Origin of the sequence: Streptomyces sp. NPDC046900 (assembly GCF_040644975.1) — a bacterium.
Classification (GTDB): Bacteria; Actinomycetota; Actinomycetes; order Streptomycetales; family Streptomycetaceae; genus Streptomyces.
This window is the reverse complement of record NZ_JBEYXD010000001.1, coordinates 67,749-80,168: the sequence shown is the minus strand read 5'-3', so window position 1 is coordinate 80,168 and position 12,420 is coordinate 67,749. Positions and strand designations below refer to the sequence as shown.

General features: G+C 71.0%; 13 protein-coding genes, 1 pseudogene and 1 riboswitch. Of the genes and pseudogenes, 10 read left to right on the top strand and 4 right to left on the bottom strand.

The window, feature by feature from the left end; genetic code table 11:
• Positions 1-73: 73 nt before the first annotated feature.
• On the bottom strand, positions 74-1,504 hold the full coding sequence (locus tag ABZ904_RS00335; protein WP_360992077.1) for a solute carrier family 23 protein: 1,431 nt from the start codon (positions 1,502-1,504) through the stop codon (positions 74-76).
• Between the two features lie 337 nt (positions 1,505-1,841).
• On the opposite strand from ABZ904_RS00335, the pseudogene ABZ904_RS00330 reads away from it, so the two are divergent.
• A pseudogene (locus ABZ904_RS00330) lies at positions 1,842-2,159 on the top strand (alginate lyase family protein); the annotation flags it as partial.
• A gap of 96 nt (positions 2,160-2,255) precedes the next feature.
• Positions 2,256-2,714, top strand: coding sequence for a hotdog domain-containing protein (locus tag ABZ904_RS00325; RefSeq protein WP_359397863.1), 459 nt, complete (start codon positions 2,256-2,258; stop codon positions 2,712-2,714).
• On the opposite strand, the gene ABZ904_RS00320 is transcribed toward ABZ904_RS00325, so the two are convergent.
• Positions 2,674-3,885: an MFS transporter gene (locus ABZ904_RS00320; protein WP_361820607.1), complete on the bottom strand. Its 1,212-nt coding sequence runs from the start codon at positions 3,883-3,885 to the stop codon at positions 2,674-2,676. The two genes, ABZ904_RS00325 and ABZ904_RS00320, sit on opposite strands and share 41 nt — an antisense overlap.
• 128 nt (positions 3,886-4,013) lie before the next feature.
• Here ABZ904_RS00320 and ABZ904_RS00315 point away from each other — a divergent pair, with 128 nt between their 5' ends.
• On the top strand, positions 4,014-5,279 hold the full coding sequence (locus tag ABZ904_RS00315; protein ID WP_359397861.1) for an ROK family transcriptional regulator: 1,266 nt from the start codon (positions 4,014-4,016) through the stop codon (positions 5,277-5,279).
• 31 nt (positions 5,280-5,310) lie between these two features.
• On the opposite strand, the gene ABZ904_RS00310 is transcribed toward ABZ904_RS00315, so the two are convergent.
• Positions 5,311-6,066 (bottom strand): SDR family oxidoreductase, encoded by a 756-nt coding sequence (locus tag ABZ904_RS00310; RefSeq protein ID WP_359397859.1) that lies wholly within the window; start codon positions 6,064-6,066, stop codon positions 5,311-5,313.
• A 91-nt stretch (positions 6,067-6,157) separates the two neighbouring features.
• Positions 6,158-7,039, bottom strand: coding sequence for an RNA polymerase sigma-70 factor (locus ABZ904_RS00305; protein WP_359397857.1), 882 nt, complete (start codon positions 7,037-7,039; stop codon positions 6,158-6,160).
• A gap of 313 nt (positions 7,040-7,352) precedes the next feature.
• Positions 7,353-7,483, top strand: a riboswitch (FMN riboswitch).
• Between the two features lie 149 nt (positions 7,484-7,632).
• On the opposite strand from ABZ904_RS00305, the gene ABZ904_RS00300 reads away from it, so the two are divergent.
• Genes ABZ904_RS00300 through ABZ904_RS00270 form a run of 7 tightly spaced genes read left to right on the top strand, consistent with a single transcriptional unit; the run spans position 7,633 to position 12,349 of the window.
• Positions 7,633-8,238: a riboflavin synthase gene (locus ABZ904_RS00300; RefSeq protein ID WP_359397854.1), complete on the top strand. Its 606-nt coding sequence runs from the start codon at positions 7,633-7,635 to the stop codon at positions 8,236-8,238.
• A complete protein-coding gene (locus ABZ904_RS00295; RefSeq protein ID WP_359397852.1) occupies positions 8,235-8,879 on the top strand; it encodes a nicotinamide mononucleotide transporter family protein in 645 nt (214 codons plus the stop codon). Before ABZ904_RS00300 ends, ABZ904_RS00295 begins: the two co-directional genes overlap by 4 nt.
• Entirely contained in the window at positions 8,876-10,165 is a 1,290-nt protein-coding gene (locus tag ABZ904_RS00290; RefSeq protein WP_359397850.1) for a bifunctional 3,4-dihydroxy-2-butanone-4-phosphate synthase/GTP cyclohydrolase II, read from the top strand. Before ABZ904_RS00295 ends, ABZ904_RS00290 begins: the two co-directional genes overlap by 4 nt.
• Before the next feature lie 19 nt (positions 10,166-10,184).
• The gene (ribH, locus tag ABZ904_RS00285) at positions 10,185-10,670 is read left to right on the top strand and encodes a 6,7-dimethyl-8-ribityllumazine synthase (RefSeq protein WP_359397848.1); all 486 of its coding nucleotides are present in this window, start codon (positions 10,185-10,187) and stop codon (positions 10,668-10,670) included.
• 34 nt (positions 10,671-10,704) lie between these two features.
• Entirely contained in the window at positions 10,705-10,977 is a 273-nt protein-coding gene (locus ABZ904_RS00280) for a phosphoribosyl-ATP diphosphatase (RefSeq protein WP_360992087.1), read from the top strand.
• 53 nt (positions 10,978-11,030) lie between these two features.
• Positions 11,031-11,879, top strand: a complete 849-nt coding sequence (gene hisG, locus ABZ904_RS00275; RefSeq protein WP_359397844.1) for an ATP phosphoribosyltransferase — start codon at positions 11,031-11,033, stop codon at positions 11,877-11,879.
• A gap of 14 nt (positions 11,880-11,893) precedes the next feature.
• Positions 11,894-12,349, top strand: a complete 456-nt coding sequence (locus tag ABZ904_RS00270) for a PH domain-containing protein (RefSeq protein ID WP_359397842.1) — start codon at positions 11,894-11,896, stop codon at positions 12,347-12,349.
• Positions 12,350-12,420: the final 71 nt, after the last annotated feature.

Sequence of the window (12,420 nt, the reverse complement as noted above, 5' to 3'; positions counted from 1 at the left end):
CCGGAACGAGGGATCTCACGGGTGGTCCGAGTGGGGGACGGGCTCCGAGCCGGAGGCCGGCCGCCGGGCGCCGCTACCGGTCGGTGCGCCTGGTCGCGTCGCCGTCCGTCGTGCCCTCGCCCTCCGCGGCGCCTTCCTCGTCGTACGACGAGGTGCCCGAGTCCAGCAGCGGTTCCTGTGTCTTGAGGTGCGCGGGGGCCATCGCGCGCAGGGCGTGGTAGCCGGTGATGACGACGAGTGTGCCCAGGGCGATACCGCTCAGTGAGAAGGTGCTGGAGAACTTCAGGCTGACGTTGCCGACGCCGATGATGATGCCCGCCGCGGCGGGCACCAGGTTCAGCGGATTGCGCAGATCCACCTTCGAGTTGATCCAGATCTGCGCGCCGAGCAGGCCGATCATGCCGTACAGGATGACGGTGATGCCGCCGAGCACGCCGCCGGGGATCGCGGCCACGATCGCGCCGAACTTGGGGCATACGCCGAACAGCAGCGCGAAGCCGGCCGCTGCCCAGTAGGCGGCGGTCGAGTAGACGCGGGTGGCCGCCATCACGCCGATGTTCTCCGAGTACGTCGTGTTGGGCGGGCCGCCGACGGCGGTGGAGAGCATGGAGGCCACGCCGTCCGCCGAGATGGCGGTGCCCAGCTTGTCGTCCAGCGGATCGCCGGTCATCTCGCCGACCGCCTTGACGTGCCCCGCGTTCTCCGCGACCAGCGCGATCACCACGGGCAGCGCGACCAGGACCGCCGACCACTGGAAGGACGGCCCGTGGAAATGGGGCAGACCGATCCAGTCGGCCTTGCCGACGCCCGAGAGGTCCAGCCTCCAGTGGTCGGTGAGCCCGCCGCTCGCGTCCACCGAGTGGATCTTGCCGAAGATCCGGTCGGAGGCCCAGGAGATCCCGTATCCGAAGACCAGTCCGAGGAAGATCGCGATCCGTGACCAGAAGCCGCGCAGGCACACCACGGCCAGCCCTGTGAACAGCATCACCAGCAGCGCGGTCCACTGGTCCTGTGGCCAGTACGTCGACGCGGTCACCGGCGCGAGGTTGAACCCGATCAGCATGACCACCGCACCGGTCACGATCGGCGGCATCGCCGCGTGGATGATCCGTGCCCCGAACCGCTGGACCGCGAGCCCCACGAGGAACAGGACGACGCCCACGACGAACACCGCGCCGGTCACGGTCGCACTGGTGCCGCCCTGCGCCCTGATCACCGCGGCGACCCCCACGAAGGAGAGCGAGCAGCCGAGATAGCTCGGCACCCGGCCGCGGGTGGCCAGCAGGAAGATCACGGTCGCGACGCCCGACATCATGATCGCGAGATTGGGGTCGAGCCCCATCAGCACGGGCGCCACAAAGCTCGCGCCGAACATGGCCACGACATGCTGGGCGCCCAGCCCGACCGTTCGGGGCCAGGAGAGCCGTTCGTCGGGGCGGACAACCGCTCCGGGCGCGGGCGTACGCCCGTCACCGTGCAGCTTCCAGCGCACGCCGAGGTCCATGGTGAAGCTTCTCTTTCCCTGTACGTGAAGAACTGTCCGGACCATTGTCAGGGGCACCTGGCAGTCCTACGCTCACACGCTCCCACTCATGAACTGCGTTCACATGTATGATCGGAGCCTTGATGAGTGCACGACCCCGACTGGCCACCGTCCTGGCGGCCGTGACCGCCTTCGCGGCCGTCGCCGTCGCCGGAGTACCCACCGCCTCCGCCCATGTGGCACCGAAGGTCCCCAGAACCGCCGTCCTCGACGGCGCCCGGCGTTCCAGTCCCGCATCGCGGTCCGGTCGGATCTGGACCAGCCGGGGGCTCCGGTGTCCAGGATCGCGATCGCGTCCAGCACGCTGGTGGCGCGCACCAGGCTCGCGGCCGTCGGCCGCCATGGCGGCGTGAACCTGTGGTCGTATCGCGGTCCGGACGGCCAGAGCCTGTTCAAGGCGGTCGACTATCTGCTGCCCGCCGCGACCGGCGCCGTTCCCTGGGCGTATCCGGAGTTCGAGTTCCACCGGTACGCGGCGGCCGACGTCGTGCACGCCGCCGCGGACGCGGGCGACGCGCGGGCCAAGGAGGCGGCGCCGCTGCTGGAGGCGCCGCCCGGCGGGGACCTGTGGGCCCTCAGGCCCGCCGCCGAGCAGCTGGACTCGATCGCCGGCTGACCCCTGGACGGGCCGGGCTGAGCGACCGCTTACCATGGGTGGGTCCAGCGCCGCAGCGTCGCGAGCGCCTCACCAGGCCATATCGAGGAGCCCGTCGTGACCGCCGAAGCCCAGACCGTGCCCGTCCTGTCGTACGGCCGGCTGATGCCCGTCGCCGTCCACTTCGACGATCTGGACGCGCTCGGCCTCCTTCACAACGCCCGCTACCCGGTCATGGTCGAGCGCGCCTGGACCGCCTTCTGGCACGAGCGGGGCTTCGGCTTCGAGGGCGACTGGGAGGCGGCGGGCGACTTCTGCAACGCCGTCAAGGAACTGCGGATCACCTACGAGGCGCCGGTGAAGAAGCCGGGCGCGTACGCCGTGCACCTGTGGCTGGAGCGGCTCGGGAACACGGGCCTGACGTACGGTTTCCGGTTCTGCTCGGCCGACGGAGCGGTGACGTACGCGCACGGCACCCGGGTCCTGGTCCGGCTCGACGCGGCGACGCTGCGCCCGACGTCGTGGAGCGAGCGGTTCAGGGCCGTGGGTCGGGAACTGCTGCGCTCGGCCGACTGATCTTCGGACGGTCGCGCTCTCCTGCCCGCAGCACCCCGGCGAAACCGGCGAGCCCGCAGGCCAGCACCGTCACCAGACCGAAGGACACGACCAGACTGGTCGCCTGTGCCAGGCCGCCGAGGACGCTCGGCGCGATCAGGCCCGAGGTATAGGTGATCGTCGCCACACCCGCGATGGCCTGGCTGGGATTGGGGCCGCTGTGGCCCGCCGCAGCGAAGCACAGCGGGACGACGACCGCGATGCCGAGGCCCATCAGTGCGAAGCCGCCCATCGCCACCGCCGCGTTGCCCGCGACGACGATGAGCAGTCCGCCGAGGACGGCGAGGATGCCGCCGGCGCGGACGGTGCGGACCGCGCCGAAGCGGTTCACCACCGAGTCGCCGGCGATCCGGGCGAAGGCCATGGTCAGCATGAATCCGGTCGTCGACGCCGCCGCGAGACCCGCCGACGCTTCGAGTTCGTCACGCAGGTAGATGGCCGACCAGTCGAGGCTCGCGCCCTCCGCGAACACCGCGCAGAAGCCGACCGTGCCGATCAGCAGCGCCGACTTCGGCGGCAGCGCGAACCGCGGCGGAGGCTCCTCGTCCTCCGCGGGCTGCACATCCAGCACCCAGCGACAGGCCAGTACACCGAGGAGGGTGAGACAGGCAGCCGCGAGTGCGTGGTGCAGGCGTGCGTCGGAGCCGAGATGAGCGGCGAGCGTGCCCGCCGCCGAGCCGACCAGCGCGCCGGCGCTCCACATGCCGTGCAGTCCCGACATGATCGACTTGCCGAGCAGCCGCTCGACCTCCACGCCCAGCGCGTTCATCGCCACATCGGCCATACCCGCACTCGCCCCGTAGGTGAACATCGCCAGGCACAGCGTGTAGAGATTGGGCGCGAGGGACGGCAGGACCAGGGAGATCGTCCACAGCGCGATCAGTCCGCGCAGGGCCGTGCGGCTGCCGAAGCGGTGGCTGATCCGGCCGGCCAGCGGCATCGAGCAGGAGGCGCCGAAGGCGGTGAAGGCCAGGGCGAAGCCGAGCTGGCCGGCGCTCACCGAGGCGTGGTCCTGGATCCACGGCACGCGGGTCGCGAACGAGCCGGTGACGGCGCCGTGCACGGCGAAGACCGCCGCCACCGCGTACCGGGCGCGCTTCACCTCGCGCGGCTGATGGATCCCTTCGACCATTCCGCTCATTCTCCGCCCCTCCCCGGGTGGTGGCCCCACTGTCGGCGTAAACTATCAGGAACCCTGCCTGATAGATAGGGCAGCTCCGGCCGCGGTGAGCGGTTCCGCCGATCTGGGAGGATCCCGGCATGCCCGCATCCCCGAGCACCGCCAGGGCCCTGAACGACCGGGCTGCCCTGCGCCTCATGCAGCAGGAAGGCCCGTTGACGGCAGGGCAGTTGAAACAGCTCACCGGGCTGTCCCGGCCCACCGTGGCCGATCTGGTGGAACGGCTCACCGCGGCCGGTCTGATCACGGTGGTGGGGGAGTCGGGCGAGCAGCGGCGCGGCCCCAACGCACGGCTGTACGGGATCGTCGCCGACCTCGCCCATCTGGCGGCCCTGGACGTGCGCACCGAGGGAGTCTCCGTACTCGTCTCCGATCTGCTCGGCGGGGTGCTCGCCGAGGCCTCGGTGCCCATCGCGGGCGACACCGGAACGGGGACCGCCGTCGAACAGGTGGTGGCGCTGGTGGAGCGCGCCGCGAAGGAGGCCGGCGCCGGGTCGCTGCACACGGTCGGCATCGGCGCGCCCGGACTCATCGACCCCGCGACCGGCGAACTCCGCGACTCCACCGGGCTCCCGGAGTGGCACCGCCGACTGGCCGCGGCACTGCAGGAGCGGTTGCCCGCGCGCGTGATGGTGGAGAACGAGACCAATCTCGCCGCCCTGGCGGAGCAGCGCGAGGGCGCCGCCCGCGACCGGGACACCTTCGTGCTGCTGTGGCTCGGGCACGGGACGGGCGCGGCCGTGGTCCTGGACGGGGCGCTGCGCCGCGGCGCCTCGGGCGGCACCGGCGAGATCGGCTTCCTGCCGGTCCCCGGCACCCGGTCCCTGCCGTCGGCGACGGACTGCGAGGGCGGCTTCCACTCCCTCGCGGCCGCGGCGGCCATCGCCGAACTCGCCCTCGAGCACGGGCTGTCCACCGAGGACACGGGACCCGAGCCGCCCGCGGCGGGCCTGGTGCGGCGGGCGGTGGCGGCGGTCAGCCCTGGGCGCACCGGCTCCGCCACGGGCGACGGGGCGGAGGCGACCGCCGTGCGCGACGCGGGCGGCGGCTCCTCCGGTGCCGGGCCCGCGTCCCGCTTTCTCGACGCCCTCGCCGACCGGCTCGCCATCGGGGCGGCCTCCGTCACCGCTGTCCTCGACCCCGGTTGTGTGGTGCTCGGCGGTGAGATCGGGCAGGCCGGCGGGGAGGTGCTCGCCGCGCGCGTCGCCGAGCGGCTGACCCGTATGTCACCGCTGCCGACCGAGGTACGGGCGAGCGTGCTGGGCGGCGGGGCCGTGCTGCGCGGGGCACTGCTGACCGCGCGGGACGGGGCTCAGGACGAGTTGTTCGCGCCGCCCTCCCGATGAGCCCCCGTCGCGCTCCCGGTGCCCGGGCCGCTCAGCGCGCGGACGCCCGGTTCCCGTAGCGCGCCGCCAGATACTCCTCGAACGTGCCCTTGCCCACCGCGTTCTCGGGCGTCAGCAGCCCGCCGGCCCTCACCGCGCGGAACGCCCGGCCCGGGATCGGCACGCTCACGACCGGCCGCCTGCGCCCCGTGGCCCGCAGCCAGGCGCGGGCGAGGTCGGCGAACGTCCGGACCTGCGGGCCGCCCATGTCCTCTACCCGCCCGGCCGGCTCGCCCGTCGCCAGCTCGACCAGCCGGTCCGCCACCTCGGCGACCTCGACCGGCTGGTCGCTCACGCCTGCCGGGAGCGGCAGCACCGGCAGCCTGCCCACGGTCTCAAACACCTGAACGACCAGATCATGGAACTGGGTCGCCCGCAGCACCGTCCAGCCCAGGCCCGACTCCTGGATCTGCTTCTCCACCGCGTACTTCGCCCGGTAGTAACCGATCGGCACCACGTCCACGCCGACGATCGAGATGTAGACGAGATGGGTCACTCCCGCCCGGCGGGCCGCCGCGATGAGGTTGGCTGCGGCCTTTTCGTCGCCTCCGCGCGGTGTGCTGGCGCAGTGAACGATCGTGTGGACCCCCGCGACGGCCGCGTCCAGGCCGTCGCCCCGGATCAGATCGACGGCGTACGGCTGTGCGTGCCGGGACAGGACGCGCACCTCGTGCCCGTCCGTCCGGAGCCGTTCGGCGACGAGCCGGCCGAGGGTTCCGGTGCCGCCGGTCACCAGGATCGTGGTCATGCTGTTCAGCCCCTGTCGGATACCGGGCGCCCCCTCGTGGAACGCCCCTCGTCCGCTACGACTGGCCGGGCCCCGCGAAATGTGACAGGGCTCAGGAGTGCTCGAGCTGCCGTGCCACGAACGCCAGCTTGTCCGGGTTCACCACCGCCCGAATGCGGGAAACGAGCCCGTCGCCGACCTCGAAGGCGACGACCGCGACGACGCGCCCGCCGTCCCGGGCCACGAGCCCCGCCGCACCGTTGATCTGCGCGATCGAGAGGTCCGCATCGGCCGCGAAGCCCCTCGACGCGCCCGCCAGGAACCTGAGCACCTTGTCCCGGCCCTCGATCGGCCGCCGTGCCGCGGTGACCTTGCCGCCGCCGTCGCCCCACCAGGTCACGTCCGCCGCGAGCACTTTCTCCAGGGCGGCCAGATCTCCCTCCCGGGCGGCGACGATGAACGACTCGACGAGCTGGGCCTGTCTCCGGGGCGCCGCCTCGAACCGCGTCCCGGGCGCGGCCACCTGCCGCACCGCCCGGCGGTAGAGCTGACGGCAGTTGGCCTCGCTCAGCCCCAGCACCTCCGCGATCTCCCGGTGGCCGTAGGCGAACGCCTCCCGCAGGACGTACACCGCCCGCTCGGCCGGGGTGAGCCGCTCCAGCAGGACGAGCAGGGCGAGCGAGACGGCGTCACGCTGCTCGGCCGACTCCAGGGGGCCGAGCGTGCCGTCCGCGGTGGCCACGGGCTCCGGCAGCCAGGGGCCGGGGTACTGCTCGCGCCGGGCACGGGCCGAGGTCAGCCGGGTGAGGCAGAGGTTGGTCACCACTTTCGCGAGCCAGGCTCCCGGACGTTCCACGGCTCGCGTATCCGTGCGGCTCCAGCGCAGATACGCGTCCTGCACGGTGTCCTCCGCCTCCGCGGCGGAACCCAGCATCCGGTAGGCGAGGCCGAACAGGCGCGGACGGTGGCTCTCGAACTCGTCGACGGGTGTCACACCGTCAGCTTGGCAGACGCAGAGGGGGAGGCCCGGCGGCGGGGCAAGGGCCTCCGTCACCGCCGCCGGGCCGCTCGTGGGCGTTGTGCCGTCCCGGGACCGCTGACCCTAAAAGGACTAGACCATGCCGGTCAATAGGTATGGACCAATCGTCAAGTGCCGCAGGCGGGAGGGCTGTTGCCCCTCTGTGGCGAGGGGTCTGCGCCGGACGGGCAAGCCCGAGAAGTCCAGTATGTGAACCTGTGAGCCACCACACAGCGGTTCACCCGCATGGCCGCCGATCGGGCGTGGCACACTGATGCTGTACCAGAAGCAGCGCACTCCGGGGTCGGTGAAAGTCCGAACCGGCGGTTATAGTCCGCGACCCGGTCGCTTCCAGCGGCCGGTTGACCAGGTGGAATTCCTGGACCGACGGTTAAAGTCCGGATGGGAGGCAGTGCGCGGCGGGCGGGCATCGAGTGCACGCCGCCGTTTCGGTTCGTCCAGAGGGACGGACCGCGTCAGGCGTCGTCCCGGTGTCCTCGCCCGTAGTCTGCTGTCGTCTTCGACAGTCCCCGGAGTCCGTGCCCGAATGAGGCAGGAGGACCCGGGAAGTGTTCACCGGAATCGTCGAAGAGCTGGGTGAGGTCACCGCCGTCGAGAACCTCGGCGACTCGTCCCGTTTCCGCCTCCGTGGACCCGTCGTGACCGAAGGCGCCCGGCACGGTGACTCGATCGCCGTCAACGGTGTCTGTCTCACGGTCGTGGAGCACGAGGGCGACGAATTCACCGCCGACGTCATGGCGGAGACCCTCAGCCGTTCCAGCCTCGGCGCCCTCGCGGTCGGCTCCCGCGTCAACCTCGAACGTCCCACCGCCGTCGGCGCGCGCCTCGGCGGACACATCGTGCAGGGACACGTCGACGGCACGGGCACGGTCCTCGAGCGCCGGCCCTCCGACAACTGGGAGCTCGTCACCGTCTCCCTCCCCGACCACCTCGCCCGCTACGTGGTGGAGAAGGGCTCCATCACCGTCGACGGCATCAGCCTCACCGTCGTGGAGGTGGGCGCCGACCGCTTCACCGTGAGCCTCATCCCGACGACCCTCGCGCTGACCACGCTCGGCCTCAAGCAGCCCGGCGACCCGGTCAACCTCGAGGTCGACATCATCGCCAAGTACGTCGAGCGCCTGCTGGCCCCCGGTGAGGGGGCCACCCGGTGAACTGGCTCAACTCCGAGGCGTTCACCCTCTTCGGCCAGCACATCAAGTGGTCGGACATGATCGGCAACGTGATCGGTCTGATCGCCCTCGCCTTCGGCTGGCGGCGCTCCATATGGAGCTGGCCGGTTCAGTTCCTGTCCGGCCTCGTCCTGTTCGCGGCCTTCGCCACGGCCCATCTCTCCGGCAGCGCCGGCAAGCAGATCGTCGTGATGGTCGTCGCCGTGTACGGCTGGGTGCAGTGGAGCCGCGGCAAGGGCCAGGCGGCGGACGGCCACATCGCCGTGCGCTTCGCCACCTGGCGCGAGCGGGCGATCCTGGTCGGCGCCGCGGCCGTGGGCACGCTCGCGGTGGCGGCCCTGTTCACCGCCTACCCGTCGCTGTCCTGGGACCCCTGGCCGGACGCGTACATCTTCGTCGGCACGATCGTCGCCATGTACGCCCAGGCGCGCGGCATGGTCGAGTTCTGGTTCGCCTGGCTGCTGGTGGACGCCGTCGGCGTCCCGCTCAACTTCGCCAACGGCTTCGCCTTCTCCGGTTTCGTCTACGTCATCTACGGCGCGCTCGTCCTGTGGGGCATGCGCGACTGGTGGCTGCGCTCCCGCAGGGCAGCACAGCCCGTCCTGGAAGGAGCCCACGCATGACGTCTGCGCCGGTCCTGTACAGCATGGACAACATCGAGGACTTCGCGCTCGATCCGGTCGAGCAGGCCATCGCCGACATAGCGGCGGGAAAGCCCGTCGTGGTCGTCGACGACGAGGACCGGGAGAACGAGGGCGACCTCGTCATCGCCGCCGAGAAGGCGACCCCCGAGATCGTCGCCTTCATGATGAGCGAGTGCCGCGGTCTGATCTGCGCCCCCATGGAGGGCGACGAACTCGACCGCCTCGAACTCCCGCAGATGGTGGAGCACAACACCGAGTCGATGCGCACCGCGTTCACCGTCTCCGTCGACGCCGGTGGCGCCCACGGTGTGACCACCGGCATCTCCGCCTCCGACCGCGCCACCACACTGCGGCTGCTCGCCGGGGGAGAAGCGGGTCCCGGGGACTTCGTCCGCCCCGGCCACATCTTCCCGCTGCGCGCCAGGCCCGGCGGCGTGCTCGTCCGCAACGGCCACACCGAGGCCGCCGTCGACCTCGCCGGCCTCGCCGGGCTCCGCCCGGCCGGGGCCATCGTCGAGATCGCCGGCGAGGACGGCCATATGCTGCGGCTGCCGGAACTGATCCCGTTCGCCCGCAAGCACGGTCTGACGATCATCTCCATCGAGGACCTGATCGCCTACCGGCGCTCCTCCGAGCCCACCGTGCGCCGCGAGGCCGAGGTCCAGCTGCCCACCGCCTTCGGCGAGTTCACGGCGTACGGCTACCGCTCCACCGTCGACGGCGTCGAGCACGTGGCCCTCGTCCACGGCGAGATCGGCGACGGCGAGGACGTCCTCGTCCGCGTCCACTCCGAGTGCCTCACCGGCGACATCTTCCACTCGCTGCGCTGCGACTGCGGTCCCCAGCTGAACGCCGCACTGGAGCGCATCCAGGCGGAGGACAGGGGAGTGGTGGTGTACCTGCGCGGCCACGAGGGACGCGGCATCGGGCTGATGTCCAAGCTGCGCGCGTACGAACTCCAGGAGCGCGGCCGCGACACCCTGGACGCCAATCTGGAGCTCGGGCTGCCGGCCGACGCCCGCGACTACGCCGCCGGGGCCCGGATCCTGCAGGACCTCGGGGTCCGCAGCGTGCGCCTGCTGACCAACAACCCCGACAAGACCGAGGCGATGCTGAAGTACGGCCTGACGGTCACCACCCGGGAACCCATGCCCGTACAGGCGGGGGAGCACAATCTCCGTTACCTGCGCACCAAGCGGGACCGGATGGGGCACGACCTGCCCTGGCTGGACACGAACGCCGTGTCCGCCTGCGGCAACCAGTAACAGAGCACAAAGGAGAGACGTGAGCGGCAAGGGTGCACCGGAACTGTCCGTACGCAATGCGAGCGACCTGCGGGTCGCCGTCATCGCGGCACAGTGGCACGACAAGGTGATGGACGGTCTGGTGGAGGGCGCCCTGCGCGCCCTGCGGGAGCTGGGAATCGACGAGCCGACCCTGCTGAGGGTCCCCGGCAGCTTCGAACTCCCGGTCGCCGCAAAGGTACTCGCGGGCCGGGGATACGACGCGATCGTCGCCCTCGGCGTGGTCATCCGGGGCGGTACCCCCCACTTCGACTATGTGTGCCAGGGCGTCACCCAGGGCCTGACCCAGGTGTCCGTGGAGACGGGCGTCCCCGTCGGCTTCGGCGTGCTCACCTGTGACACCGAGGAGCAGGCGCTGGACCGTGCCGGCCTCGAGGGCTCCCACGAGGACAAGGGACACGAGGCCGTGACCGCTGCGGTGGCGACCGCCACCACGCTGCGCTCGGTATCCGAACCCTGGCACTGAGAGACGGTCCGAAGCGCGTAGGGTAAGGACCACCATGTCCAAGAAGACGTTCGAGGAGCTCTTCACCGAGCTCCAGCAGAAGGCCGCCCACGGCGATCCCGCCACTTCCCGCACCGCAGAACTGGTCGGCAAGGGCGTGCACGCCATCGGCAAGAAGGTCGTCGAGGAAGCCGCAGAGGTCTGGATGGCCGCCGAGCACGAGGGCAAAGAGGCGGCCGCCGAGGAGATCTCCCAGTTGCTCTACCACGTCCAGGTGATGATGGTGGCGCGCGGGATCTCCCTGGACGACGTCTACGCCTACCTCTGAGCTGCCAACCGAACATCCGCACACCCGACGCACGAACGAAGGAAGCCGACCTCATGCTGCGCATCGCCGTCCCCAACAAGGGTTCACTGTCCGGCCCTGCGGCGGAGATGCTGCATGAGGCCGGCTACCAGCAGCGCAGGGAGTCCAAGGAGCTGAGGATCGTCGACCCGGAGAACGAGGTCGAGTTCTTCTATCTCCGCCCCCGCGACATCGCGATCTATGTCTCCTCCGGGCGCCTCGACATCGGCATCACCGGCCGGGACCTGCTCATCGACTCCGGCGCCAATGCGGAGGAGATCCTTCCGCTCGGCTTCGCCCGCTCCACCTTCCGCTTCGCCACCAAGCCGGGCACGGCGAACGGCGTGGCCGACCTCGACGGCATGACGGTCGCCACCTCCTACGAGGGCATCGTCGCCAAGCACCTCGCCGACCGCGGCATCGACGCCTCCGTCGTCCACCTGGACGGCGCCGTCGAGACCGCCATCGAACTCGGTGTCGCCGAGGTCATCGCGGACGTCGTGGAGACCGGCACCTCGCTGCGCAACGCGGGCCTGGAGGTCATCGGCGAGCCGATCATGAAGTCCGAGGCGATCGTCGTCCGCCGCACCGGCGCCGACATCGAGGAACCCAAGGTCCAGCAGTTCCTGCGCCGCCTCCAGGGTGTCCTGGTGGCCCGGACCTACGTGATGATGGACTACGACTGCCGGGTCGAGCAGCTGGAGAAGGCCGTCGCGCTGACTCCGGGCCTGGAGTCCCCGACCGTCTCCCCGCTGCACAACGAGGGCTGGGTCGCGGTCCGCGCCATGGTCCCGGCCAAGGAGGCCCAGCGGATCATGGACGATCTGTACGCCATCGGCGCCCGGGCCATCCTGACCACGGCCATCCACGCCTGCAGGCTGTGAGGAACCGCACACCGATGCCCGATCTGCCCACCCTCCCGGTCACTTTCCGGCCGGGCCGCACCCGCGCCGTGCTACTCAGCGCCGGAGCGGCGATATTCGTGGTCATCACCACAGTCGCCCTGCTGCTGGACCAGCTCAGCACAGGGGAGCGGCTCAGCTTCGTCCTCACGGCGGTCCTTCTCTGCGGAGTGCTGCTCCTGCTGGCCCGGCCCAAGGTGGTGGCCGACGAGACCGGGGTCACCGTCGTCAACATCGCCGGCAGCCGCCATCTGGCCTGGGCGGAGATCCTGCGGGTCAACCTGCGTCCGGGTGACCCCTGGGTCTTCCTCGACCTCAGCGACGGCACCAGCCTGCCCGCCCTCGGTATCCAGCCGGGCATCGCAAAACACCGGGCCATCGAGGATGCGAGCACGCTCCGGGCCCTCGCCGAGGCGCGTTCCACGGCCGGCCCCGAGCGACATCACAGCTGACTCGAGCCCGTCCACCCTGCCGCACACACCGAAGTCTTGATTAATCTGGATGCAGAGGCGCTTGCGTGGCG

Coding starts and splice junctions, on each gene's coding strand:
- ABZ904_RS00310 (WP_359397859.1), bottom strand. CDS start 6,066: ATGACCACGATCCTGGTGACCGGCGGCACCGGAACCCTCGGCCGGCTC.
- hisG (WP_359397844.1), top strand. CDS start 11,031: ATGCTGCGCATCGCCGTCCCCAACAAGGGTTCACTGTCCGGCCCTGCG.
- ABZ904_RS00320 (WP_361820607.1), bottom strand. CDS start 3,885: ATGGTCGAAGGGATCCATCAGCCGCGCGAGGTGAAGCGCGCCCGGTAC.
- ABZ904_RS00270 (WP_359397842.1), top strand. CDS start 11,894: ATGCCCGATCTGCCCACCCTCCCGGTCACTTTCCGGCCGGGCCGCACC.
- ABZ904_RS00335 (WP_360992077.1), bottom strand. CDS start 1,504: ATGGACCTCGGCGTGCGCTGGAAGCTGCACGGTGACGGGCGTACGCCC.
- ABZ904_RS00280 (WP_360992087.1), top strand. CDS start 10,705: ATGTCCAAGAAGACGTTCGAGGAGCTCTTCACCGAGCTCCAGCAGAAG.
- ABZ904_RS00290 (WP_359397850.1), top strand. CDS start 8,876: ATGACGTCTGCGCCGGTCCTGTACAGCATGGACAACATCGAGGACTTC.
- ABZ904_RS00315 (WP_359397861.1), top strand. CDS start 4,014: ATGCCCGCATCCCCGAGCACCGCCAGGGCCCTGAACGACCGGGCTGCC.